Annotated in this window: 22 protein-coding genes, 1 pseudogene and 1 riboswitch; of the genes and pseudogenes, 20 read left to right on the plus strand and 3 right to left on the minus strand. The window is 33.2% G+C overall.

Going from position 1 to position 26857, the window contains the following annotated elements; all coding sequences use genetic code 11:
* The first annotated feature begins 87 nt into the window (after nt 1-87).
* The 9 genes from GMA11_RS01755 to GMA11_RS01795 all read left to right on the plus strand — a co-directional run bounded on the left by GMA11_RS01755 (nt 88) and on the right by GMA11_RS01795 (nt 9183).
* Complete coding sequence (locus GMA11_RS01755) at nt 88-2460, plus strand: ATP-dependent RecD-like DNA helicase (RefSeq protein WP_205422855.1); 2373 nt, start codon at nt 88-90, stop codon at nt 2458-2460.
* Between the two features lie 12 nt (nt 2461-2472).
* On the plus strand, nt 2473-3906 hold the full coding sequence (cls, locus tag GMA11_RS01760) for a cardiolipin synthase (protein WP_163545489.1): 1434 nt from the start codon (nt 2473-2475) through the stop codon (nt 3904-3906).
* 9 nt (nt 3907-3915) lie between these two features.
* Nucleotides 3916-4314, plus strand: coding sequence for a ribonuclease HI family protein (locus GMA11_RS01765; protein WP_163545490.1), 399 nt, complete (start codon nt 3916-3918; stop codon nt 4312-4314).
* A gap of 155 nt (nt 4315-4469) precedes the next feature.
* On the plus strand, nt 4470-5039 hold the full coding sequence (locus GMA11_RS01770) for a DUF177 domain-containing protein (protein WP_163545491.1): 570 nt from the start codon (nt 4470-4472) through the stop codon (nt 5037-5039).
* Between the two features lie 52 nt (nt 5040-5091).
* Nucleotides 5092-5268 (plus strand): 50S ribosomal protein L32, encoded by a 177-nt coding sequence (rpmF, locus tag GMA11_RS01775; protein WP_163545492.1) that lies wholly within the window; start codon nt 5092-5094, stop codon nt 5266-5268.
* Nucleotides 5269-5788: 520 nt separating this feature from the next.
* Nucleotides 5789-6145 carry a hypothetical protein gene (locus GMA11_RS01780; RefSeq protein ID WP_163545493.1) on the plus strand — a complete coding sequence of 119 codons (357 nt, stop codon included), beginning with the start codon at nt 5789-5791 and terminating at the stop codon, nt 6143-6145.
* Nucleotides 6146-6219: 74 nt separating this feature from the next.
* Nucleotides 6220-6894 (plus strand): TVP38/TMEM64 family protein, encoded by a 675-nt coding sequence (locus GMA11_RS01785; protein WP_240328871.1) that lies wholly within the window; start codon nt 6220-6222, stop codon nt 6892-6894.
* A 23-nt stretch (nt 6895-6917) separates the two neighbouring features.
* Nucleotides 6918-7970 (plus strand): glycosyltransferase family 4 protein, encoded by a 1053-nt coding sequence (locus tag GMA11_RS01790; protein WP_370516560.1) that lies wholly within the window; start codon nt 6918-6920, stop codon nt 7968-7970.
* Between the two features lie 355 nt (nt 7971-8325).
* Nucleotides 8326-9183 (plus strand): helix-turn-helix domain-containing protein, encoded by an 858-nt coding sequence (locus GMA11_RS01795; RefSeq protein ID WP_163545494.1) that lies wholly within the window; start codon nt 8326-8328, stop codon nt 9181-9183.
* 74 nt (nt 9184-9257) lie between these two features.
* Here the strand turns inward: GMA11_RS01795 and GMA11_RS01800 are convergent, their stop codons facing one another.
* The gene (locus tag GMA11_RS01800; RefSeq protein WP_163545495.1) at nt 9258-10778 is read right to left on the minus strand and encodes a phosphomannomutase/phosphoglucomutase; all 1521 of its coding nucleotides are present in this window, start codon (nt 10776-10778) and stop codon (nt 9258-9260) included.
* A 270-nt stretch (nt 10779-11048) separates the two neighbouring features.
* On the opposite strand from GMA11_RS01800, the gene hrcA reads away from it, so the two are divergent.
* From hrcA to alr, 9 genes and pseudogenes are all read left to right on the plus strand, one after another.
* Complete coding sequence (gene hrcA / locus GMA11_RS01805; protein WP_163545496.1) at nt 11049-12095, plus strand: heat-inducible transcriptional repressor HrcA; 1047 nt, start codon at nt 11049-11051, stop codon at nt 12093-12095.
* 18 nt (nt 12096-12113) lie between these two features.
* A pseudogene (grpE, locus tag GMA11_RS01810) lies at nt 12114-12671 on the plus strand (nucleotide exchange factor GrpE); the annotation flags it as partial.
* 59 nt (nt 12672-12730) lie between these two features.
* Complete coding sequence (gene dnaK, locus GMA11_RS01815; RefSeq protein ID WP_163545498.1) at nt 12731-14554, plus strand: molecular chaperone DnaK; 1824 nt, start codon at nt 12731-12733, stop codon at nt 14552-14554.
* 232 nt (nt 14555-14786) lie between these two features.
* Nucleotides 14787-15950, plus strand: a complete 1164-nt coding sequence (gene dnaJ, locus GMA11_RS01820) for a molecular chaperone DnaJ (RefSeq protein WP_163545499.1) — start codon at nt 14787-14789, stop codon at nt 15948-15950.
* Between the two features lie 333 nt (nt 15951-16283).
* On the plus strand, nt 16284-18161 hold the full coding sequence (locus GMA11_RS01825; RefSeq protein ID WP_163545500.1) for an endonuclease MutS2: 1878 nt from the start codon (nt 16284-16286) through the stop codon (nt 18159-18161).
* The gene (gene recO / locus GMA11_RS01830; protein ID WP_163545501.1) at nt 18162-18914 is read left to right on the plus strand and encodes a DNA repair protein RecO; all 753 of its coding nucleotides are present in this window, start codon (nt 18162-18164) and stop codon (nt 18912-18914) included. It begins immediately after the preceding gene.
* Nucleotides 18915-19086: 172 nt separating this feature from the next.
* Nucleotides 19087-20430: an APC family permease gene (locus tag GMA11_RS01835; protein WP_163545502.1), complete on the plus strand. Its 1344-nt coding sequence runs from the start codon at nt 19087-19089 to the stop codon at nt 20428-20430.
* Nucleotides 20431-20495: 65 nt separating this feature from the next.
* Nucleotides 20496-20852 (plus strand): holo-ACP synthase, encoded by a 357-nt coding sequence (gene acpS / locus GMA11_RS01840; RefSeq protein ID WP_163545503.1) that lies wholly within the window; start codon nt 20496-20498, stop codon nt 20850-20852.
* Nucleotides 20849-21946, plus strand: coding sequence for an alanine racemase (gene alr / locus GMA11_RS01845; protein ID WP_163545504.1), 1098 nt, complete (start codon nt 20849-20851; stop codon nt 21944-21946). Before acpS ends, alr begins: the two co-directional genes overlap by 4 nt.
* 78 nt (nt 21947-22024) lie before the next feature.
* Here alr and GMA11_RS01850 read toward each other — a convergent pair whose 3' ends face one another.
* Together GMA11_RS01850 and GMA11_RS01855 are read right to left on the minus strand one after the other, a co-directional pair.
* A complete protein-coding gene (locus GMA11_RS01850) occupies nt 22025-22534 on the minus strand; it encodes a QueT transporter family protein (protein ID WP_163545505.1) in 510 nt (169 codons plus the stop codon).
* 3 nt (nt 22535-22537) lie between these two features.
* Nucleotides 22538-22582: riboswitch (PreQ1 riboswitch) on the minus strand.
* Entirely contained in the window at nt 22582-23124 is a 543-nt protein-coding gene (locus tag GMA11_RS01855) for a thioredoxin family protein (protein ID WP_163545506.1), read from the minus strand. Its footprint overlaps the riboswitch before it by 1 nt.
* Nucleotides 23125-23252: 128 nt before the next feature.
* On the opposite strand from GMA11_RS01855, the gene tkt reads away from it, so the two are divergent.
* Complete coding sequence (gene tkt, locus GMA11_RS01860; RefSeq protein ID WP_163545531.1) at nt 23253-25226, plus strand: transketolase; 1974 nt, start codon at nt 23253-23255, stop codon at nt 25224-25226.
* Nucleotides 25227-25504: 278 nt separating this feature from the next.
* A complete protein-coding gene (trkA, locus tag GMA11_RS01865) occupies nt 25505-26857 on the plus strand; it encodes a Trk system potassium transporter TrkA (protein ID WP_163545507.1) in 1353 nt (450 codons plus the stop codon).

Raw genomic sequence — 26857 nt, forward strand, 5'->3', positions numbered from 1 at the left:
AAAATATAAATTGGAATATTGCTTTTAGATGAAATAATGAAATTGACTGTGATATAATACCCATAACTATCATCATAGGAGGGAATCATGACGCAATTATTTATTAAAGGTACCGTTGAAACGATTTATTTTCAAAATGCATCCAATTTTTATAAAGTCATGCTCGTTTCCGTAGAAGATACAAACACTTCTTATGATGATACGACGATTGTGGTAACGGGGACATTTGGTGATATTCATTTAGATACTCAATATATTTTTTATGGTGATTTAGTGGAGCATGCCAAATACGGTCTGCAATTCCAAGTAACAACCTATCAACAATCGTCTACTCTCTCTGAAAAAGGGCTTATTCAGTATCTATCAAGTGATAAGTTTCCAGGGATTGGCACAGTGTTAGCAACACGTATTGTCGATATGTTTGGTGTAGAGTCGATTGAAATGATTTTGAATCATCACCCCAATTTAAAAACAATCCCAGGATTAACCACACAAAAAAGAGAAGTATTACATGATACCTTGTTGAGTATACAAGGAGAAAATCACATCGTATTATCCTTGTTAAAATATGGATTTAATGACACATTAGCGTATCGTATTTTTCAAACCTTTAAAGAAAAATCTTTGGAGATTATTGAAACCAATCCATATTTATTGATTGAAAAAATAGACGGTATCGGTTTTTCAAAAGCAGATCAAATTGCTGAAAGTTTAGGCTTTCCAGCAAATGCAGTGGAAAGATTAAGAGGTGCTCTGTTTTTTACACTAAAAGAAAGATGTTACACAACGGGGAATACGTATGAAAAAGCCGAAGATGTACTCGTGCATAGTTTACAGCTACTTGAAAAAAGTCGAGCAGTTTTAATTGATGAAGAAACATTGGCAAATGAACTAATTGCCATGGGGCAAGTGGGGACAATTATTGAAGATAATGGACGATTTTCAATTCCTAGTATTTATTATGCTGAAAATGGGATTGTATTGTCGTTAAAAGGATTGACGCATCAAGAAAAGATCTCTTATTTACAAGTTGATATTGATAAAGAAATACAGAACATTGAAAAACGTCTACATATTACATATAGTCCTACGCAAAAAATAGCTATTAAAAAAGCACTAGAATGTCCAGTTTCTATTTTAACTGGAGGCCCAGGTACAGGGAAAACCACGGTTATCAATGGCATTGTTACATTATTTGCGAAACTCAATGATATTGATTTATATAGTCATACTTATGTTGATGATTTTCCTATTTTGTTAGCGGCACCGACAGGGCGTGCGGCAAAACGGATGAAAGAATTGACAGGATTACCTGCTTCTACATTACATCGTTTGTTAGGTATTGGATTAACTGGTCAGTTGATTGAAGACGATATGCTCGATACTAAAACATTAGAGGGACGTTTGTTAATTATTGATGAAATGTCCATGGTGGATACATGGTTAATGAACTGGGTATTAAAAGCTATTCCTATGGGTATGCAAGTTATTTTAGTTGGTGATAGACACCAGCTACCTTCGGTTGGACCTGGGCAAATTTTACATGATTTATTGATGTCGAAAAGTATTCCCTATACAGAATTGACCGATGTGTACCGACAAGATGAGCAATCGACGATTGTGGAATTGGCACATTCTGTTAAAGACGGTATTTTACCAGATAATTTTTCTCAAAATTTTAAAGATAGATCTTATTTTTCTTGTTCTGCCAATCAAGTGGCACTCGTTGTTGAAAAAATTGTTGAAAAAGCAGCTTTAAAAGGTTATACAATGTCGGATATCCAAGTATTAGCACCAATGTATAAAGGTGCAGCAGGTATCAATCAGTTAAATCAGTTAATTCAAAATATTTTAAATCCAGCTAAATCAACAAATCGACAAGTCGAACATTTTGATAGAGTATTTCGTGTTGGCGATAAAGTATTACAATTAGTCAATCAGCCAGAGCAAAATGTGTTTAATGGTGATATAGGTGAAATTATTTCTATTTTTTATGCAGAAGAAACAGAAAGTAAAATAAATGAATTGGTTGTTTCTTTTGATGGGAATGAAGTTAGCTATCAAAGAAATGAATGGCATCAATTAACATTAGCATATTGTTGTTCAGTACATAAAGCTCAAGGAAGTGAGTTTCCTTTAGTGATATTACCAATGGTAAAACAATATGGACGTATGTTACGTAGAGATATTTTTTATACAGCTTTGACACGAAGTAAAAAAAGTTTAGTGTTATGCGGCGAGTTAGATGCTTTTATATACGCTACAGAACAAGAAGTAACGTATCGACAAACATTGCTTGTGGAAAAATTGCAAGGAGAAGGTTTGGCGGTAAAAGAGATATCGGTTGAACAAAACGAAACGATACAGACAAAATCACTTATTTTAACAGAAGAAACACTATATGAGATTGATGCCATGATTGGCATGGACGGTATAACACCGTATGATTTTATGACATAATAGAGGTAGAGAATGTTTACAATAATTTTAATCATTATCTTTTTGAATACATTAGCAGCCTTAATTACTGTTTTTAGAGAAAGTAGGGGGATTTCTTCGACGTGGACATGGTTATTGGTGTTAGTGTTATTACCTATTATTGGGTTTATTTTATATTTATTTATTGGAAAGAAAATTTCTAAAGAAAATATTTTTGATTTACAAAAACAAGAACGCTTAGGATTACGTGTGTCTGCGAGTGAGCAAAAAGAATTGTTGGAAAAAAGACAACTAGCACAAAGGCATTCTCGTGCTGAAAAAGAAATGATTTCTCTTTTTTTGAATACGGAGGAGGCTTTGTATACAAAAGGGAATGTTGTTGACATTATAGATAATGGCAATGTTAAGTTTGAACAGCTATTAGAAGATATAAACAATGCAACGCATCATATTCATTTGCAATATTACATTTTTAATAATGATGATTTAGGGAAAAAAATCATGAGAGCATTGTATAAAAAAGCGTCACAGGGCGTTGAAGTTTTAGTGTTGTATGATGCTTTAGGTAGTCGAACATTAAACCCTCAATTTTTTAGACGTTTAACAAAAGCAGGAGGAAAAGCTCTGTCTTTCTTTGGGTCGTCTATTCCGATTGTTAACTTACGGTTTAATTATCGCAATCATAGAAAAATTGTTGTTATTGACGGGAAAATTGGTTATGTTGGTGGGTTTAATATTGGCGATGAATATTTAGGAAAAGGTAAACTAGGGTATTGGAGAGATACGCATTTACGCATTTCTGGAGAAGCTGTACATTCGCTACAAACACGCTTTTTCGTTGATTGGAATGCTGTTGCCAAACTAGAAGATGAAAAAGGATATAAAGAAGAATATTTTCCACCATTTGAAGAAATAGGGCATACAGCAATGCAAATTGTGTGCAGTGGCCCAGAGTCTGATTGGGATCAAATTAAATTGGGCTATGTCAAAATGATTTCTCTTGCGAAAAAAAGTATTTGGATACAAACACCTTATTTTATTCCCGATGAAAGTGTTATGGATGCGTTACGTATTGCTATTATGTCGGGGATTGAAGTGAATATTATGATACCTTGTAAACCGGATCATCCTCTTGTTTACCGTGCAACAGAATATTATGCAAAAATTTGTGGGAGTTTAGGTGCAAATATTTATGTGTACCAAAAGGGATTTATGCATTCTAAAGTTTTGTCGATTGATGGGAGAATGGCAAGTGTTGGTACAGCTAATTTTGATATTCGCAGTTTTGAATTGAATTTTGAAGTGTGTGCATTTATGTATGATGCTTATATTGCTAAAACATTAGAAGAACAATTCAAGCGTGATATTGAATTTTGTGAACAAGCAACTTCAGAGTATTTCAGTCAACAATCTTTATGGCGAAAACTAAAACAACTTTTTTCAAGATTATTTTCTCCTGTTCTATAGGAGGTTACGATGATAAAAATGTATATAGATGCAGCATGCTCTATACCACCTCAAAGAATCGGTATAGGCATTGTCATATATAAGGATAAACAGCAACAACAATTATCTATACCTTTAAATAAAGCCTTGAATAATCATGAAGCAGAATATGAAGCGATTTATCAAGGTTTGTGTTATTTAATTGAAAAAGAACTTCATCATGATATTGTATTGATATATTCGGATAGTAAAGTTGTTGTGACGGCATTGAACCGAAAAAGTGCTAAAAATAGTTGGCAGCAGCCGTATTTAGACAAAATTTTACCTTTATTAAATCAGCTACATCACTATTATATTGAGTGGTTTTCAGATAAAGAAAATAAAATGCCTGACATACTCGCTAAAAGAGCACTTACTTTACGTGAATAAGAAGTAAGTTAATGTTAGTTGCTATGTAAACAAAATATCAAAAAAGAAAATATAGGTTGATAATTAACTCGATTTAAGCCATAATAAGAAAAGATAAATTTGACAAACCGATATATTCCTTGTATAATTCGGTATGTTGCTTTAGGAGTGATAAGATGAAATGGTCAATGAAACAAATTGAAGAACATGGTGTTGAACCGTTAAAATTTTTGCAAGAAGTGGATTTGAAACAATCACTGATAAAGCGTGAATCTGACATTATAGATGTATCACCTGTGAAGTTGAATGGGTCACTTTTGTATGACAATCATAGCGTTATTGCGACGTTTGTTGTAGAAGTTACTGTTACTCTACCTTCTTCACGAACATTGGAGCCAGTCCAAGTTCCTTTAATGATTGATGTATCTGAAAGATATGTTGAACAAGGCTACTTATCTCAGTATGTAGAGGTGGCTAAAGAGGAAATTGTTACTGTTATTGAGGAAAATTATGTTGATTTAACAGAAACGATTATTGATAGTATTTTGTTAAGTTTACCACTAAAAGTTTTATCTCAAACAGAACAAGAGGACGACAATTTACCAAGTGGTAATGGATGGGTTCTTTTGACTGAAGATGCATACAATATGCAGAAACAAAAAGAAGCAGAAGACAATATTGATCCTAGACTTGCAGGGTTAAAAACTCTCCTTTTAAATGAGGAAGACGAAGATCAAAGTCTGTAACAACTTTGGTGAATACCAATATAAGATAGACAGTAATCAGGAGGTGTAGAACATGGCAGTACCTAAAAGAAGAACATCAAAAGCTAGAAAAGCAAAACGTCGTACACACTTTAAATTAGAAGTACCAGGTATGACAGCATGTGCAGATTGTGGCGAATTGAAAAAAAGTCATCACGTTTGCCCATCTTGTGGTAAATACGACGGTAAAGAAGTTGTATCAGTTGGCTAATTATAATGAAACAGTCTTTGTATAAAGGCTGTTTTTTGTTTATAGTAGATAGTTTTAAAGGCGTTTTGTATAAGATATAGGAGAACCTCAGCAAAAGAGGTTCTATAATATTTGGTGTTGGTATCTTCCAAAAGGAAGCTACCAACACCTTTAAAATTATGGTTCTTTATCAAATTATGGTTCTTTATCAAATTGTATTGGTGTCAGTATACTGATAGTGAATAGCATTCGATAATATTTCACTAATGAGAATGATGTATATGATATGGAACATAATGAAAAAAGAGTGTATATTAAGGTGTCAATGCATCGTTTTTTGATAATATATCAAATCTAATTTTATTCGTTTACGTTTATATGAACATATACATATATTTTTTCTTAGGATTAAGCTATTTTAAATGTATTGTACTATCCGGTTTTATTTCGGCTTATAATACTTTTGTTTGACCTTTTTGTAGTGCTGGTATAAACTTAGAATGTTACAGGCTTAATGATATGAAAGGAAAAATGTGTATTCATGATGACAATAACAGAGTTAATATGGTATTTGATACCCTTGGTTGTTGCATTCGTCTATTTAATATTTAGAAAAATATTGTATAAAATAGGGTTTTCAATCATTCTTTTCCCATTTGTACTCATTGGTATAGAAGAAATAGGAGAAGTGATTTTTCGCTATTCTATTTTGCCATACGTCTTTTTTGGCTATGTTTTAGTAGGATTTTTTTTATTATTTTATAATTATAAAGCAGACCGCTTTTTTACGACAATGCAATTTTTTAAAAAGTATAGTGTCGTCATTGGATATGTATCCATATTTGTTTGGGCGGTACTGATTATTTATCGTCTTATGGATGTTTTTCTATTGACTTAATACTTTAGACTGATGTCAAAAAATGATAAAGTGTAGTATGATAAAAATTATCAAAAAACGAAGGATGTATGTACATGCAGGAACAATTTATGAAACAATTAGAAGATGAAAAGAAAAAAGAAATATCAGAAAAATATCGTAAAATTGTCCAAATTGGTGCCACGGTTGGTCTAGTTTTAACAGTGTTGATTGCGATATGGGTTGCAACAGGTACCTATTTTAAACCGACTGACCAAGGTGGTATGTTTGAAACACACTTAAAACAATTGGGTGTATTTGGACCGATTTTATTCATTTTGATACAAATTATTCAAGTTGTCTTACCTATTATTCCCGGAGGAGCGGTTTCTGTTAGTGGAACGGTCGTTTGGGGCTATGAATGGGGATTCGTTTATAATTACATAGGTATTTTTATAGGCTCTATGATTGCCTTTCATTTAGCAAGACAGTATGGAGAGTTTTTTGTAAAATGTTTTGTATCAGATGAAACATATGATAAATATATGGGTTGGACAAGAAATGAAAAACGTTTCTCATGGATTTTAGGTATTTTGTTCTTTTTACCTGCTGCTCCAGATGATATTTTATGTATGATTGCAGGTTTAACCACAATGTCATTCAAAAAATTTGTATGGATTTTTATCCCAACAAAAGCTGTTTCGACCTATGTCTTTACCGTGATGATGCAAGAAATGATTTTCTTCTTTATTCATCATATTTGGCCATGGTTAACGAATTTCTTTTCATAATAAATCGTATAAAATAGAAAGAAGTGAAATCTTTGAAAAAAAGTCAAATCAATATGCTTTCTAGTGCAACAAGTGTGAAAGGGCAAGGTGTTGGTTCTGCTTATATTGAACAAGTCAATTTAGTCAAAGATGGCTTAGCAGATGAGTTTGATATATTCGAGAACGCTTTAAAATGTAGTGAAATTACACACTACCATACTATTGATTTTAAATTTGCCATTTCAAAATGGTTTATGACAAAAAATGGTAAATCAGTTGGTTATGTACACATGCTACCAGAAACAGTTGAAAACAGTTTGAATTTACCCAAACCAATTAAAAAAATCTTTTTTTGGTATATGATTAAATTTTATAAAAGCATGGATTACTTAGTAACTGTTAATCCATATTTTATTGGTGAACTCGAAAAATATGGTATTGACCGTAATAAAGTTACATATATTCCTAATTATGTATCAGGTGATGATTTTTACAAAGTATCAAAAGATGAAAAAGAGCGTTTAAGAGAAAAGTACGGAATAGATAAAGACGCCTTTGTTGTTTTATCTGCAGGGCAATTACAAACCAGAAAAGGTATCTTTGATGTATTGAAAATGGCAGAACAACTTCCCGATATTCAGTTTGTATGGGCAGGTGGTTTCTCGTTTGGGAAAATAAGTGACGGCTACAAAGAAATTGAAAAAGTTGTCGATAATCCACCACACAATGTTAAATTTTTAGGTATTGTTGATAGAGAATATATGAATGAAGTCTATAATTTAGCAGATGTGATGTTACTTGCTTCTTTTGAAGAACTATTTCCAATGACCATTTTAGAGGCAATGTGTGTCAATACCCCAATTCTACTAAGAGATTTAGAAATATATGAAGATATTCTTTTCGATTTTTATGAAAAGGCAAATTCTATTGATACATTTGTGTCTGTACTAAATCGTCTAAAGCAAGATGAATCATATTATGAACAAGCACAACAAGCATCTGCCAAAGGAAATATTTTTTATGCAAAAGACAATGTATTGTCTATGTGGAAAGAATTTTACGAACAAGTTGAAGAACAAGCGAAACAAGAAAATTAAGAAAAAGAGTTCTCATCATAAAATAAGATGATGACTCAAAAGAAGTGGTACTCTAACACTTAAAATGTTAGAGTACCATTTTTTTCTGTTAATTAAACAATCATGATATGGGTATCTATTTTCATTACATACTGACTTTTACAACAATATCTTATTATATGGTCAAGAAATAATTATGTACAATCAGATGCGATAATATATGAAACTATCTTTTCATCAATAAAAATCGAGTTTGTGCAGAAATTTGATTAAATATTCAAAAAATATTAATGATTTTATTCCAAGAAGTGAAAATATGGTATAATAATATATAATAAATAAAAAATTATCATAAATAGAATGGAATGAGGTAACTATGCGGACAAAAGACGAATTGAGACAAAAAATAGCCATAACATTTAAACAAAGAAGAAAACAATTAGGTTTTTCTCAAAAAGAACTTGCTGAAGGTGTATGTGCACAGGGGATTATTAGTAAAATTGAGAAAAACGAATTATTACCGTCCATTGAGATTATCATTAAAGTTGTTCATAAGTTAAAAATTCCAAAATCATTTATTGATGATTTATTCAATTTTGATGATAGCACAACTTTTTATTCGTCCGAAGTGAAAGATTTATTAAAAGCGAATAATTACAGTGCGTTAAATTTTATCGTGAGCAAAACAAATGATGTTCAATTATCTCCAGTAGAGCGTTTATACTATGATTGGATTAAGGCAGTTGTTTTGTATCATTATAAACACAATAAAAAAGAAGCAATGTTTATTTTGAATAACTTACTTGAAAGAACAGAAAGCGACAACCCTGTTCATGTGAAAGCACAAATGATGATTGGTAATATTTATAGTAATGATAAAAAATATACTAAAGCTATTAGTGTTTTTGAAGATATTTTACCAAAAATTGCACAATTAACAGAATGGGAAGAGGGCGTTAGATTGTATTACAATTTAGCCCAAGCGTATTTTTTAACTGATAATTTTGATTTAGCTCTTAAGTATGTATCATTTGGCATTGATTTAGCTGTTTTACACCAATCCATGTACTTATTAGGTGATTCATATTTGATGCGTGCACAGTTATTAAAAGAGAAAAATTTTGAGAATGAAGCATTAGATGCAGCACAAAAAGCGATTTCGATTTTTACTATTCAAAATAATTCTTACTTAGTGAGTATGGCATTGAATTTTTTGAGTACATTAAAATACTGATTGAAAATTGCTCTATTTGAAAAGTGGAGAACCAACGTTTTAAGCGTTGGTTCTCCACTTTTGGTATATTGGCATTATTTATTTTCCTCATTTAAATGTACGCGTAATTTTTCTTGATTTACAAAATCAAATTGATTGAAAAAGTGGTGGAGTGTTTTTAGGACACTTGGCATGAAGCCCATTTCATCGTTTTCGATTTGTAAGACGAGTAAAGGTTCGTGCAAACTTAAGCGTAATAAGAACCATCCATTACCGTATGGTGATGTTATATTAAAGCGTACGCCTTCTTCATTTTCATAATCTATTTGGAAACCGTCAATTTTGGTGTTTTCTAGATCTTGAATAACACGTTGACCTTGCTCTTTAAAGTGTTGTCCCGATAATTTAAAACGTACTTCTAATGTCTCGACGGGTTGTTTTAATGTACTAATTAAATCATCAAAAGTTTTCCCTTGTTGCATTAACGTTGGTAAAAGCATTAAACATTTGGCAATAACGTATGCTCCATCGTCTAAAAAATAGTTTTCTTTAAATGCCGCATGTCCACTCGTTTCAATAGCTAGTGGGCAATTCACACCGTCTTTATTCAGTTGAATAGCTTTGTTAATGACATTTCTATATCCAGAAATATAACGACATTGCTTCCCACCTAAATGCTCAATAAATACTTTTAAATGTGAACTTGTTGGTGAATTGGTTACAATAGTTGAATGAGGATGCTCTCGTAACACGATTTGACTTAAAACAGCAATTAAATTATTACGATTTAAAAGATGTCCACTTTTTGTTACGATAGCCGAACGATCCACATCTGTATCAAAAATAATACCCAAATCTGCTTGATGACGGATAACTGCTTCTTTAATACTTTCCATTGCTTCTTTGTTATCGGGATTTGGAATGTGATTTGGGAATGTACCGTCGGGTTCTAAAAATTGGGATCCAGCTGTATTAGCCCCTAAAGCACCTAGCACTTTATCGACGAAAAAGCCTCCTGCACCATTTCCTGCATCAACAATAATGTGCATATTTTTAAGAGGAGTTTCATCAGTTGTTTGCATCCCGTTTTTGATTTTTTGTACTAAATCTTGTGCATAAGGTGTTAAAATATCATCTGTTTTGATTGTTCCTATACGACCATTTGTGTTAGGAGTTGTGTGTGATAAAATATAGTCAATATCATCGTGTTCTGCACCACTTACTGCACTGAAAATTTTAATACCATTAAAATAATAAGGTAAATGACTTGCGGTAATCATAATACCAATATCACATTTAAACATTTCAAATTGTGTACTCATAAACATGGCAGGTGTTGTGGCAAGCCCAAAATCAATAAGATTGACGCCTTGTTCACGTGCAGATTGAATAAAGGCATTGACCAATGTTTCTCCACTAATACGACTATCTCTTCCAATACCGATTGTTAGTGTTCCGTTTTGATACTTATTTTCTTGAGTTTGTCTTGCCCAATGTATAATTCCAGATACGATACTAGGAATTTCTTTTTCTGTTAAATTTGCTTCATAATCTGTTGTTGAAATGGCGATACCACGAATATCTGAACCATTTTGTAATTGTTGCAGTGATGACATGTTCTTCCTCCTAAGTTTTATTATATCTATCATACTATTAAAGGAGAAAATTGTTAAATACTTTTCATAATTCGTGAAAAATATTAGTGTGTTGATAAAACAAATGATAACGTCAAATAAGCGTAGAATACGGTTGTTTGACGTTATTTTTATGATAAAACAAAAAAATTAGCACATTGTTGACAAGAGTGCTAAAAGATGTTAAACTCTTTTTAGCACTTGAGATTAAAGAGTGCCAGAACAAAGACGTTATGGTAAAGAGGTGAGAATATGCTAACCGAACGTCAATTAAAAATATTGCAGTTAATTATTCGATTGTATGCTGAACAACAAGAACCTGTCGGTTCTAAAACATTATTAAAAGAAGCTGATTTACCGTTTAGTTCTGCAACGATTCGAAATGAAATGATGAAATTGGAAGAATTGGGTTTTTTAGAAAAAACACATTCTTCATCGGGACGTATTCCATCAGTTTTAGGGTATCGTTTTTATGTTGATAATATGTTACCGGCTGTTCAAACAGCCAATATTCAACCACAAGAGTTAACAGATATTCGACAAACATTAAGACATCGGTATCATGAAATTAGTGAAATTGTGGATATATCAGCGAAAATGTTATCTAATTTAACCAATTATACAACTATTGTTTTAGGTCCTGAAACAAGACAAAGTAAGTTGACTGGTTTTAGATTGGTGCCATTAAGTGATACACAAGTAATGGCTATTTTGGTAACGGATAAAGGAATGGTTGAAAATCGTATTTTTAATATTCCGGCAAGCATTATACATGATGACTTAGAAAAAATTGTCCGTATTTTAAATGATGAATTGGTGGGTTTATATTTATCCGAAGTTTATGATAAATTACAATACGATATTCCACAACTCATTCGACAAAATATTTCAGAGCAGTTTGATATTTTACCAATTTTACAAGAATTGATGACTAAAATGGAAACAGATCGCATGTTTATTGCTGGAAAAACCAATTTATTTGATTACATAGATTATGAAAATAGTCGGACAAATTTAAAAAACTTATACAATATGATTGAAAATTCGAGTGATTTGTATCAGTTAATGTCACCGACACATCAAGGTGTGGATATTAAATTTGGTTCAGAGTTAAATCATGAAGCGTTTAAAGATTTAAGTTTTGTGACGACAACTTATGAAACGAACAATGGGAAAGGTGTTATTGCTTTGATTGGGCCGACAAATATGTCGTATGCACGTGTTGTTGGTTTGATGAATGCGTTAAGCGAAGAGTTATCGGGTAGCATCAACCAGTATTTTGATGATTTAGATATATAATATAAGGAAAAGAGGGATAACGTGTCAGAAGAAACACATCAACCTGAAGTAGAAGAAACTGTGGAGCAACCAACGGAATTATCGCAAGAAGTGACGGAAGAGGTTGTGGAAAAGACCGAACAAGAATTGGAAATCGAACGATTACAGCAAGAAAACGATGCGCTGGCAGATAAAGTGTTGCGTGCTCAAGCAGAATTACAAAATGTTCAAAAAAGACAAGCAAAAGAACGTCAAGATTTATTGAAATATCGTTCACAAAAATTAGCAGAAGAATTGTTACCAGTTTTGGATAACTTAGAAAGAGCATTGGCTATTGAAGTGGCTGATGAACAAGGGCAAGCGTTGAAAAAAGGTATTGAAATGGCATATTCAAGTTTTGTGGCTGCATTAAAAGCTGAAAATATTGAAATGGTAGATGCTTTAAATCAAAAATTTGATCCGATGTATCACCAATCTGTGCAAGTCGTTCCTGCTCAAGAAGATCAAGAAGCAGATACGGTCGTACAAGTGTTTCAACAAGGTTATAAAATGCATGATAGAGTTATTCGTCCTGCAATGGTTGTCGTTTCACAATAGAAACATCACTTTTTGATAAAAGTAATTTAAACAGAAAAGAAAGATAAGAGGTAAAAAATATGACAAAAATTATTGGTATTGACTTAGGAACAACAAACTCAGCAGTAGCTGTATTAGAAGGAAATGAAGCAAAAATTATTCCAAATCCAGAAGGAAACCGTACAACACCTTCTGTTGTCGCATTTAAAAATGGTGAAATTCAAGTTGGTGAAGTAGCAAAACGCCAAGCTGTGACAAATCCAGATACAGTGATTTCTATTAAGAGCAAAATGGGTGAAGCAGGTTACAAAGTAAAAGTAGAAGATAAAGAATATACACCACAAGAAATTTCAGCAATGATTTTACAATACTTAAAAGGATATGCTGAAGATTATTTAGGTGAAAAAGTACAAAAAGCAGTTATTACAGTACCAGCTTACTTCAATGATGCACAACGTCAAGCAACAAAGGATGCAGGTAAAATTGCAGGTTTAGAAGTAGAACGTATTGTGAACGAACCAACAGCAGCAGCATTGGCTTATGGTTTAGATAAAACAGATAAAGATGAAAAAGTACTTGTATTTGACTTAGGTGGCGGTACATTTGACGTTTCTATCTTAGAATTAGGGGACGGTGTTTTTGATGTATTAGCAACAGCCGGAGACAATAAATTAGGTGGAGATGACTTCGACCAAAAAATTATTGATTTCTTAGTAGCTGAATTCAAAAAAGACAATGGTATTGATTTGTCACAAGATAAAATGGCTTTACAACGTTTGAAAGATGCTGCTGAAAAAGCGAAAAAAGATTTATCAGGTGTGACATCAACACAAATTAGCTTACCGTTTATTACAGCAGGTGCAGCAGGACCATTACACTTAGAAACAACATTAACACGTGCAAAATTTGATGAATTAACACATGAATTAGTAGAGCGTACAAAAGTTCCAGTACGTCAAGCATTAAAAGACGCTGGTTTATCACAATCAGATATTGATGAAGTTATTTTAGTTGGTGGATCAACACGTATTCCAGCGGTTGTAGAAGCTGTTCGTAAAGAAACAGGTAAAGAACCTAATAAATCTGTAAACCCAGATGAAGTTGTTGCGATGGGTGCTGCTATTCAAGGTGGTGTTATTACAGGAGATGTTAAAGACGTTGTTTTATTAGACGTAACACCTTTATCATTAGGTATTGAAACAATGGGTGGTGTGTTTACAAAACTTATTGATCGTAATACAACAATTCCAACAAGTAAATCACAAGTATTCTCAACAGCAGCAGATAATCAACCAGCAGTAGATATTCACGTGTTACAAGGTGAACGTCCAATGGCTGTGGATAACAAAACATTAGGTCGTTTCCAATTAGCAGATATTCCAGCAGCACCTCGTGGTGTGCCACAAATTGAAGTAACATTTGATATTGACAAAAATGGTATCGTAAGCGTACGTGCAAAAGATCTAGGTACTCAAAAAGAGCAAACAATTACAATCAAATCTTCTTCAGGTTTAACAGACGAAGAAATCGAACGCATGGTAAAAGATGCTGAAGCAAATGCAGAAGCAGATAAAAAACGTAAAGAAGAAGTTGATTTAAGAAACGAAGCTGATCAATTATTATTCAGTGTAGACAAAACATTGAAAGAGTTAGAAGGCAAAGTAGATGCTGAAGAAGTGAAAAAAGCAGAAGTAGCTCGTGATGAATTAAAAGCAGCTGTTGAAGCAAATAACTTAGAGGACATGAAAGTAAAACGTGATGCATTAAATGAAGTTGTTCAAAATTTAACAGTAAAATTATATGAACAAGCGGCAGCAGCACAACAAGCAGCTCAAGCAGATGCAGGTTCTTCTACAAATTCAGATGACAATGTTGTTGACGGTGACTTTGAAGAAGTAAAATAAGAAGCGGAGATGATAAGCAGCTATCCTGAATAGGATAGCTGTATATCCGTATAAATTGCTATAGCCGTTAAAACGTAGTGAGTTACGGATGCAGTATGAAACGGACGATTGCTACTAAAAAGATGTTGTCTAAAAAGGACGTGTCATGAAAAAGGTAATGAATGATGATACGTAAAGCGATCGGAGTACTAGTGATCAAAAGCAAGAGAATCTTGCAAGTTTGGAGGAGAAAATGTCAAAGAGAGACTACTACGAAGTTCTTGGTGTGTCAAAAACAGCATCAGATGATGAGATAAAAAAAGCCTATCGTAAATTATCAAAAAAATATCACCCTGACATTAATAAAGAAACAGGTGCAGAAGAAAAATTTAAAGAAATTTCAGAAGCATATGAAATGTTGAGTGATCCGCAAAAACGTGCTGCGTATGATCAATACGGGCATGCAGCCAATGACCCTAATTTTGGTGCTGGTGGTTTTGGCGGTGGTTTTGGTGGTTTCTCTGGTGGCTTTGGTGCCGGTGGTTTTGAAGATATATTTGATACATTCTTTGGTGGCGGTATGGGTGGTTCTCGTGGTAGAACAAGAAATATGGCACGACAAGGGTCGGATTTACAATATCGTATCAATTTGAGCTTTGAAGATGCCATTTTTGGTAAAAAAGAAACGATTAAATATCGTCGTGAGGAAGAATGTCATACATGTCATGGTAGCGGAGCTAAAGAAGGAACAGATCCGGTTACATGTCATAAATGTCATGGTAGTGGTGTTATCAATGTTGAACAAAATTCTATTTTTGGACGTGTAATGACACAAGCTGCGTGTGATGTATGTGGTGGAACAGGAAAAGAAATCAAAGAGAAATGTTCAACATGTCATGGTTCAGGTCGTTCTAATGAAGAGCATACAGTGAATGTGACGATTCCAGCAGGTGTGGAAGATGGGCAACAAATGCGATTGTCTGGACAAGGAGAAGCCGGATATAATGGGGGACCTTATGGTGATTTATACATCATCTTTTCAGTAGCTAAAAGTGACCGATTTGATCGTGATGGTTCAGAAATCTATTTTGAACAACCAATTAGTTTTGTTCAAGCTACTTTAGGTGATGAAGTAGAAGTACCAACTGTTCATGGAAATGTTAAATTAAAAATTCCTGCTGGGACACAAAGTGGCACAACTTTTAGATTAAAAGGAAAAGGAGCTCCAAAACTAAGAAGCTCTATTATGGGCGATCAACATGTGAAAGTACGTGTATTAACACCACGTGATTTAAATGATAAACAAAAAGACTTATTACGTCAGTTCGCACAAGCAGGTGGAGCTGATTTACCAGATGAGGAAGGTAACTTCTTTGATAAGTTATTCCATGGTGGGAAAGATAAGAAGAAAAAATAAATAAGTAGTTTAGTAGTGAATGGCATAGCTGTTCACTGCTTTTTTGTTCTATGTCAAATGGTGTTGGCAGAATTTTAACCTACTAACACGACTTATTATAGAACCAAAAATATGATGAAAGAGTCATTTATCTACAAATAAGGTATATTTTATTGAATAGTATCCAAAGATTTTGACAAAGTATCTGTATTGAGCTAAAGTTAGTACATCAATTAGAAAAGAGGATATGCCCTATGCAAATGTATACAAAAAAATCAAAATTTTTAGAAATAAAAGATATAGATTTTTGAATTATTGATTGTTCGATAATTCAAAAGTTGAGAAAGGGAAAGAATGGATTATCAAGAACTAAATTTTCAAGAGATAAAAGGATATGTAAAATCATTAGCTATATCTGATTATGCCAAAAAGGAAATTGATAAAAGAGAACCGTCGTCTTCTTTGGATACTGTAGAAAAAAGGTTATTAGAAACAGTCGAAGCGTGCTATTTATTAGATAGTGGTCTGTATATGCCATTTATGGGGCTTACCAATATTGAGCACTTAACACAAAAAATCAAAAAAGGATTATTATTGGAGCCAAATGAGTTGGTTGATTATGCCGATTTTTTGAGAAGTGCAAGATTAATTTCGGCTTTTTTGAATAAGCATGTTGATAGAGTACCAACTTTATGTCGATATGCGAGTGGATTAGGCTCTTTTTGTCATATTGAAGAGGTAATTTATGATAAAATTAGACATAATCAAGTTGATGATGACGCCAGTAGAGAGTTGCGTAAAACAAGGCGAGCATTATTGCTAAATGACGAAGAAATCAGACAGCGATTGAAAAAGTTTTTGAAAGACGCTCGCTATAAAGAAAAAATACAAGAATTTATTGTTGTTGAAAAGGATACTCACTATACCATTCCGATTAAGAGTAGTTTTAAAAATCAAGTGCCGGGTATTGTGATTGACGAATCGTATAAAGGTCTAACAACATTTATTGAACCGAATAGCGTGGTTGGTTTAACACAAGAAAGAGCATTATTAAAAGCAGCGGAAATTGCTCAAGTGTATGAAATTTTAGCCGAATTAACGGAATTGATTGCACAAGATTTAGATAGTATTTATCAAACAATTGAAATTATTGTTGAGTTTGATGTCATTTTTGCACGAGCAAAATATTCAAAACAGATTGACGGTAAATCGGTTATAGTTAATAAAGAGGAATATATACGCTTTTGCCAAGTTAGACATCCTCTATTAAAAAAAGCAGTTCCACTGTCTTTAGAAATTGGGCGTCAACATCGAGCGTTGATGATTACTGGTCCAAACGCGGGAGGAAAAACGGTTGTGCTAAAAACAATCGGATTGATTACCGTCATGGTCATGTTTGGCTTGCTTGTGCCATGTGAGGACGGTACTCAAATAGCCATTATGGACGATATTTATGTGAATATTGGCGATAATCAAAACTTAGAGAATGCATTAAGTACATTTTCTAGTCACGTGCGTGATTTAGCATTTTATTTGAAAGATGCGAAAAGGCATACATTAGTCTTGCTTGATGAAATTGGGAGTGGTACCGAACCTAATGACGGTGCAGCTTTAGGTATGGCTATTTTGTCGGAGTTTTATCAAAAAGGAAGTTTAATTGTGGCGACAACACATTACGGTGAACTAAAAGAGTTTGCTTTACAACATCCCGATTTTCAAACGGCAGCAATGCTCTTTGAAAAAGACACATTAAAACCAACCTATCAATTACAAATGGGACAGACTGGTAAAAGTCATGCGTTTTTTATTGCTAGCCAAATGGGAATAGAAGAGATTGTACTCCAAAAAGCAAGACAAGTGCTGACACATCATATATATCCATTAGAACAGATTGTGTTTGAACCTTTAAAACAAAAACAGAAACGTATCCATGACATCACTTATGAAAAGGGAGATAAAGTATGGATACAAACACTTAAAAAAGAAGCGCTTATTTATGAGGTAGATATGTATCAACAATGTGCAACCGTTTATTTTGATAAACAGATGCATACAATACCATTAAAGAAAATAAAACTTGTTTTACCTGCAAAACAATTATATCCAGTTGGATACAATATGGGATTGCTGTTTACGGAGTATGCCATTTATAAACAGCAAAAAGATTTAAATAGAGGATCTAAAAAAGCGTGGAAAAAATATCGGAAAGAAAAAGAGAAAAGAGGTAATTAAGTGCAAGTACATACATTTGATGGCATTGTTTTATCTATAAGAGATTATAAAGAGTCCGATGCAATGGTAAAAATCTTTACAAAAGAATATGGCAAGCAAATGTTTTTTGTACGACACTTTAAATCGGGCAATCATGTGTTAAGAGGAGTGTTATTGCCTTTTACACAGGCTACTTTTTTAGGAACAATCAATCGAAATGGTTTGTCATTTTTACGAGAATATAAAGATATTGGATTGTTTAAACGGGCACAAGAAGATTTATATGTACATGCTTATGCAACGTATATTGTGAATTTATGCGATGCGGTTATTGATGATAGAATTGTAAATGAAGATTTATATGACTTACTAAAACAGACATTGAGTGCGATTGAAAAAGGACTTGATGTTGAGGTTGTCACCTTAATATTTGAATTAAAATTATTACGATATTTTGGTATCAATCCAAATTTAAACAGATGTATGGTTTCTGATGAAGAACAAGGGCCTTTTGATTATTCTTTAAAATATGGGGGATTACTTGCTAAAAATCAATGGCATTTAGATACATATCGTTTGCAAGCAAATCCTAATGCAATTTATTTATTACAAAAGTGTCAACGTATCTCTATGGATAAACTCACGAGTATAGATATTAGTGATGCTATGAAAAAAGAATTAAGACGCATTATGGACGCATTATATGAAGAGTATGTCGATATTCATTTAAAAAGCAAAACATTTATTGAACAAATGAATCAGTGGTATATTTAGTTTAAAAGCTCAAATCGTGTTGAGGGTGTCCTCAACACGATTTGTATTAAACGTAGGTCAATAATCAACATTTTGCGATGTTGATTATTGACCTATCTTTGTCATTAAACAGTTGTCAAGAGTTCAAAAATTACATATAATTGACGCAGCATGAAATAAAAAGGAGTTTATTATGAACCAGAAGAAATTTGGTTTTTTTACAGCACTGTCTATGTTGATTGGTATTTGTATCGGGTCAGGGATTTTTTTTAAAACCTCGAATATTTTATCTTCAACGAATGGAAGTGTTTCATTAGGTGTACTAGTATTTATATTGGCAGCAATATGTATCGTTTTTGGTGGATTAGCCATGGCAGAATTGGCATTGCGCTCAAAAAAAGAAGGGGGACTTGTTGGCTATTTTGAAGAATTTGTATCGTTTAAATGGGCAAGTGCATACGGATTATTTTTTATGTCGCTCTATTTACCGACGATTACGGTTATTCTATGTTGGGTTTCAAGCATTTATACACTGGTCTTATTCGATATACAAATACCTAAATATTATGAATTACTCGTTCAAATAGCTATTGGTGTTGTATATATGATTATGTTTATTTATTTGAATACTCTCTCGACAAAACTAGGGGGACGTATTCAATCACTCACAACGATTATTAAATTGATTCCATTATTTTTAATTGCACTTACAGGATTGATTTTTGGGAAAGAACAACAGACGACTTTACAAAGTTTATCGCAACTAGATATAGGTATGTCAGGTTGGCTCTATGCAATAGTACCCATGAGCTTTGCGTATGACGGCTGGACAGTGTCGACAACGATGGTGCATGATGTTGCAAATCCACAAAAAACATTTAGAAAAGTGCTTATTATAGGGCCGCTGCTTATTTTAAGTATTTACGTCCTTTACTTTTTAGGGGTAACATCTTTCTTGGGTGTGGACACGGTTTTAAAAGAAGGAAAAAATGCTATATTTTTAGTGAGCGATATGTTATTAGGTAATATCGGTGGAAAATTATTGTCTATTATTGTACTTATTTCTGTTTTAGGTACAACAAATGGTCTTGTTATGGCAATGGTACGTATGCCACAAATTTTAGCTAGCAAAGACATGTTGGGACACTATTCAAAACAAGTTGATATAACAGAATCAGGTGTATCGAAACAATCAAGTGTCATCGCTGGATGTATTTTATTTGTATGGTTTGGTATTCATTATTTTGTCATGAAGTATATGCTTTTGGGAGAAAGTGATATTAGTGAGATTGCGATTGTATTTAACTATATTTTGTACATATTATTATACAGTCAAGTATATAGACTAAACTCTATTAAAAATCCAATTTTTAGATATGTAGTGCCGACAGTGGCTATGTTAGGATCTTGTGTTATTTTATTTGGTTCTTTAACGATAAATGCATTTAATGTTGTATTGTTTTTCGGTGTTTGCGCTATTCCTTGTGTTTTAGGTTATCGTTTAGGTAAGAAAGCACTTATACAACATAAACAATAGAAATCAATTAAAAAAAGTGCTAAACTAAGATAAGTTAGCACTTTTTTATTTAGAAAGGCATCAACATGATAAAAGGAATTGGATTAGACATTATTGAGATAGAACGTATTCAAAAGGCTTATGACAAAAATCATTCGTTTGCAAAGAAGATTTTAACAGAGAAAGAATATACATATTTTTTAACTTTAGTAGAATATAGACAAATGGAATTTTTAGCTGGACGCTTTTGTGCGAAAGAGGCATTTTCAAAAGCGTTTGGAACAGGCATTGGGACATTGGGGTTTCATGATATGGAAGTGTTACCAAATGATAAACAAAAACCAGTGATGACATGTACAAAATATCATGGAAAGATATTTGTATCTATTACGCATTCAAATGAATATGCAGCTGCTCAAGTAGTTTTGGAGGAAGAAGAATGAACCCAGCAATACACAGACCTGCCACTGTTACGATTCATTTAGACAGATTGGCATTTAATATTGACATGATAAAGCAACATCTGACAAAGGACAAAGCATTTTTTGCAGTTGTGAAAGCAAATGCCTACGGGCATGGTGCTATTGAAATTGCAAAAAAAGCACAAGCGTGTGGAGTAGACGGGTTTTGTGTTGCCATGTTAGATGAAGCGTTGGAACTACGACACGCAGGTATTACAAAACCTATTTTAGTCTTAGGTTTAACACAAATTTGTGATGTACCATTAGCTATTGAATATGATATTTCACTGACCGTAACAAGCTTGATATTTTTGAAAGAGGCACAAGTTCATATAAAAAAAGGTCGTTTAAAAGTACACTTGGCGTTAAACACGGGAATGAATCGACTAGGGTTACAAACCAAAGAGGATGTCATCACCTTTGAGCAAGGTGTTTTGGAAATGAAGAATATTGATTTTGAAGGTGTTTTTACACATTTTGCAACAGCAGATGGCGAAGATGATAACAAAGTCAAACAACAGTGTCGCTTATTTGAAACATTATTAAGTGTTTTGACAACACGTCCAAAATATATACATTTAGCCAATTCGGCAATGACACTATGGCGAGAAACCGTTGAAACAGATATTGTACGTGTAGGAATTGGGATGTATGGTGTGAATCCGTCAGACTTTGCTTTAAAATTGCCGTACCCATTGAAACCGGTACTCACATGGGAAACAGAAATTAGTTTTGTACATCGCTTAAAACAAGGTGAATCGGTTAGTTACGGTGCTAAGTATATTGCAAAACAAGATGAATGGATTGCCACATTACCTATTGGATATGCAGACGGATTTCGTCGAGCACTAGGCACACAAAGTGTGTATATAGGTGATGAAAAATGTGATGTTGTAGGTGTTGTTTGTATGGATCAAATGATGATACGTATTAGTCAACCATATCCTATCGGGACAAAAGTCGAGTTAATTGGTGAACACAATACCGCATCAAGTTTAGCTGTTAGCATAGGAACGATTGGTTATGAAATTTTATGTGGTATTTCAGATAGAGTGCCACGTATCTATGTTGAGTAACAATGACTTTTATATAAAGAAAGGGTGCGAAACAAAAACTTGAGTTTTTGGTTCGCACCTTTAATTGTATAAATGAAATTATCCTATATATTTTTTCAAATCTATTTTTTTATCAAGAGTATATAATAAAATACCGCTAGCTGTCATAATAATCAATTCGCTTAAGACAAGTGGTCCATATAAAGTGAAGAATACTTCTTCAGCTTGTCCAATATAGATGATTAAAAATGTAATAGGTATCATACCGACAAAAGAAAAATTTAGTGTATTAAAAATAAAACGCCCGAGTTTAGATTTAATAAATTTGAATGCCGCAATGGAAAGAACGGAGCATAGTAATGTAGCACCTGTTCCAAAAATAACGTCGTAAATACCAAATGTTGAAAAAGAATTAACAATAGCAACACCGATACCTAATGAAATAATATATTTTTTGTTGTAAATCAATAAATGATTTAAAAATTCAGAAATACGGAATTGAATGGCTCCGTATGCCATAGAAATAACAGGTGTTCCCAATGTTAAAGCAACATAAACACCTGCCATTAAAGCAAGATAAACTTGCTCTTTAATAGACAACTTTTTCATAGAATCCTCCTAGTTTTTTTTCGTGGGATGGTTGCGAACCACGTTGATTACGGTTGGAACGATTGTTTATCCAACCAATCACTTAATTGTTTTGGAGTAATACCTTGCATTTCTTCAAAATCTAATTTATCCGTTATGATACCTTTTTCTACTTTAGCGACAACGGGCGTACCGCTAATGTGATAAGTTTGTTTAAATACTGTCCATTTTTCTTTGTCTTGATGAACCGGCAAGACATTGACATAAAAAATAGATGAGTGTAATTGTCTTCTTTGAATCTCTTTTATAAAGAAAGGCTCAAAAAATTGACAATCAGCACATGTTGGTCTACCAATGTAGACATAAAATGTGTCTTGATTTGCCATTTTTTCTTCAAATGTACTCGGTAATAAGCTATTTAATGTATAGTAGACATCACTATATTTTTCTTGTATGTGCTGTCGTTCCATTTCTTTTTTATCAATCATTTCTTGTTTTTCATGCAATAAAGTTGTTGCTTTATCGTGTTGGCGAAAGAGATTAAAAATAAGTGAAAGACTAATGAGGACAAAGAAGATACTGATGTAATAAGGAATAAACGTTTTTTTCATTTAGGTAACCTCCATGTAACAGTATACGTTTTTTTTATAAATTTTCAACTTATAAATAGAATATATCCTCAATGTTGTGATAAAATAGATGTGTATATCACTATTCGACTAGGAGGAATTTTTTTATGGTGTCTACAAAATCAGTAAATGCAATACGTTTTTTAGGAGTTGATGCTATCAATAAAGCAAAATCAGGGCACCCTGGTGTTGTTATGGGAGCGGCTCCAATGGCGTATGCTCTTTATGCAAATCATTTCCATGTTAATCCAGAGCAACCTAAATGGTTCAACCGTGATCGCTTTGTATTATCTGCGGGACATGGTTCAGCATTATTATACGCTTTATTGCATTTAAGCCAATTTAAAGATGTTACGATTGATGAATTAAAACAATTCCGTCAATTACATTCTAAAACACCAGGACACCCTGAGTATGGCTATACACAAGGGGTTGATGCTACATCTGGTCCATTAGGGCAAGGTATTTCTACAGCTATTGGTATGGCTGTTGCAGAGCGTTATTTAGCTGCACAATATAATAAACCAGAATTTCCTGTTGTAGATCACTACACATATGCTATTTGTGGTGACGGTGATTTTATGGAAGGGGTTAGTGCAGAAGCAAGTTCTTATGCAGGACAACAAAAATTAGGAAAACTAATTGCTTTATATGATTCAAATGATATTTGTTTAGACGGTAAAACAGAAGATGCTTTAACAGAAAGTGTACGTAAAAGATACGATGCATACGGTTGGCATACACTTTTAGTTGAAGACGGAAATGATGTAGAAGCATTGTCAAAAGCAATTGAAGAAGCAAAAAATGATCCACGTCCATCGTTAATTGAAGTAAAAACAATTATTGGTTTTGGTTCTAAAAAACAAGGTACAAATGCTGTACACGGTGCTCCTTTAGGTGAGGAAGACACAGCGTATGCACGTGAACAATTAGGTTGGGACTATGCTCCATTTGAAGTACCAGAAGATGTTTATGCTGATTTTGATGAACATGTTGTCAAACGTGGAAAACAAGCCTATGACAAATGGATAGATTTAGTTGAAAAATATAAAGCTACTTATCCAGAATTAGCACAAGCATTTGACCGTGTTGTAAACGATGATGTGTTAACAGAATTAAAAGAAAATGATTTTCCGGTATATGAAGTTGGCTTTAATCAAGCGACACGTAATTCGTCACAAGATGCCTTAAATGCGATTGCTAAAGTATCTGCACAATTTTTAGGTGGTTCTGCTGACTTAGCACATTCTAATATGACATACATTAAAGAAGATACATTACAAGACGATACAAATCGTACACAACGTAATATTCAGTTTGGTGTTCGTGAATTTGCGATGGGAACTATTTTAAATGGGATGACTTTACACGGAGGTGTACGTGTGTATGGTGGTACATTCTTCGTCTTTAGTGACTATCTAAAAGGTGCTATTCGTTTAGCAGCTATTCAAAAATTACCAGTTACGTATGTCTTTACACATGACAGTATTGCCGTAGGGGAAGATGGTCCAACACATGAGCCGATAGAGCATTTAGCAGCATTAAGAGCATTACCGAATATAAATGTTATTCGTCCGGCAGATGCAAGAGAAACACAAGGAGCATGGTACTTAGCAGCAACATCAACACAAACGCCAACAGCATTGGTGTTAACAAGGCAAGCATTACCTGTACTAGAAAATACATCTTTTGAAAATGTATCAAAAGGTGCGTATGTTGTCTATGAAACAAGTGACACACCAGACTATTTATTATTAGCATCTGGTTCAGAAGTATCATTGTGTATTGAAGCAGCTAAAGTGTTAAAAGAAGAAGGAAAAGCTGTACGTGTTGTCAGCATGCCATGTTTTGAATTATTTGACAAACAATCTGCTGATTATAAAGAAAGTATTTTACCAAGCAATGTGACAAAACGTTTTGCTGTTGAAATGGCTGCAACAATGCCATGGTATAAATATGTAGGTTTACAAGGATCTGTTTTAGGGATTGATAGTTTTGGAGAAAGTGGTCCAGCAAATGATTTATTAAAACACTTCGGATTTACAGTTGATAATGTGGTTGAACAAGTGAAAAAATTAGGATAATAAAAACCTAACTTAAAAAATAAGATTATATTTATATACACTAAGTGGTGAACGGATGCTTAAACTTATCCGTTCACCACTTTTGTTAAATTATCGTGAGATTATATGTGATTCTTATAAAGCAAACAGACATGTGTTATGTTGATGTGTTGAAGTGAATGAGATATATAGTATTTTTAATAAAATGATGAAAACTATCACATAAGTAGTAGCTTTTTTATAGTCTTAGTGGTATGATGTGCCAATAATATCATTCGAAAAGAGTTGAATAAATTAAAATGGACATTGTAATTGTTGGTGCTGGAAAAGTTGGTCAAACATTATGCGAAGAATTATCGCAAATTCATAATGTGGTGATGATTGACTTATCATCAAATTTAGTAGATGAACTAATGAATAAATACGATATTACAGGTATGGTTGGAAATGGGGCAAGTATTGACACGCAAAAAGAAGCTGGTGTGGAACATGCGGATATTTTTATTGCAGCAACAGATTCAGATGAAGTCAATTTAATTTCTGCTACTTTAGCGAAAAAACTAGGTGTACGACATACCGTATCTCGTGTACGAAATCCAGAATATGCAAAACAACTAGACTTTATGAGAAATGCGCTAGGTATTTCTTTAATTATCAATCCAGAAATGGCAGCGGCAATGGATATTGCTAGAGCAATTCGCTATGCCTCAGCATCAAATGTTGAAACATTGGCAGGAAATAGAGCCTCTCTTGTTGAGGTAGATATCACAGACAAATCTACCTTAAATGGTTTGAGTTTAAGTGATTTTAGAACAAAATATGGTTCTGTTTTAGTTTGTATTATTGATAGAGATGGCGATGTCTTTATTCCGTCTGGTAGTGATACATTACAAGCTAACGATAAAATCTATGTGGCAGGATTGCCAAAGGATATGACGACGTTTCATCGACAAATTGGAAATAGTGAAAAAGCCATTAAATCTGTTTTTGTTTTGGGCGGTGGGAAAATTGCATATTATTTATTCAAATTGTTAGAGCATACACACATGGATATGAAAGTTATTGAACATAATTTAGAAAAATGTGAACAATTAAGTGCGGAATATCCAGCATTAAAAGTCATTCATGCAGACGGAACAAATCCGGATGTTTTAGATGAACAAGGTTTAGAAAATTATGATGCTTTTGTGTCTTTAACAGGAGTTGATGAAGAAAATTTAATTGCGTCTATTTATGCAGATAAAAAAGGTGTGCGTAAAGTCATTACGAAAATGAGCCGTACAAATATTTTAAAAGTATTAGATACAAAACAATTAAAGAAAATTGTAACACCTAAAAACTTGATTGCTAGTCAAATTTCTCGATTTGTTCGTTCACGTGCCAATGCACAAGGTTCACGTGTTGAAGCGTTGTATCGTGTTGCACAAGGTAAGGTTGAAGTACTCATGTTTAAAGTATCTGAACAGTGTCATATTTTAGATAGACAAATTAAAGACATGCCATTGAAGAAAAATTTATTGATTGCGTATATTTTAAGACAAGGAAAAATTATTTATGCGAATGGACGAGATAGTTTACAAGCAGATGATAAAGTCATTGTTATTACAACAAACAAACATTTTTCTGATTTAGAAGATATTTTGGATAAATAG

This window comes from Granulicatella sp. zg-ZJ (genome assembly GCF_010892355.1).
In the GTDB taxonomy this organism is placed as follows: Bacteria; Bacillota; Bacilli; order Lactobacillales; family Aerococcaceae; genus WM01.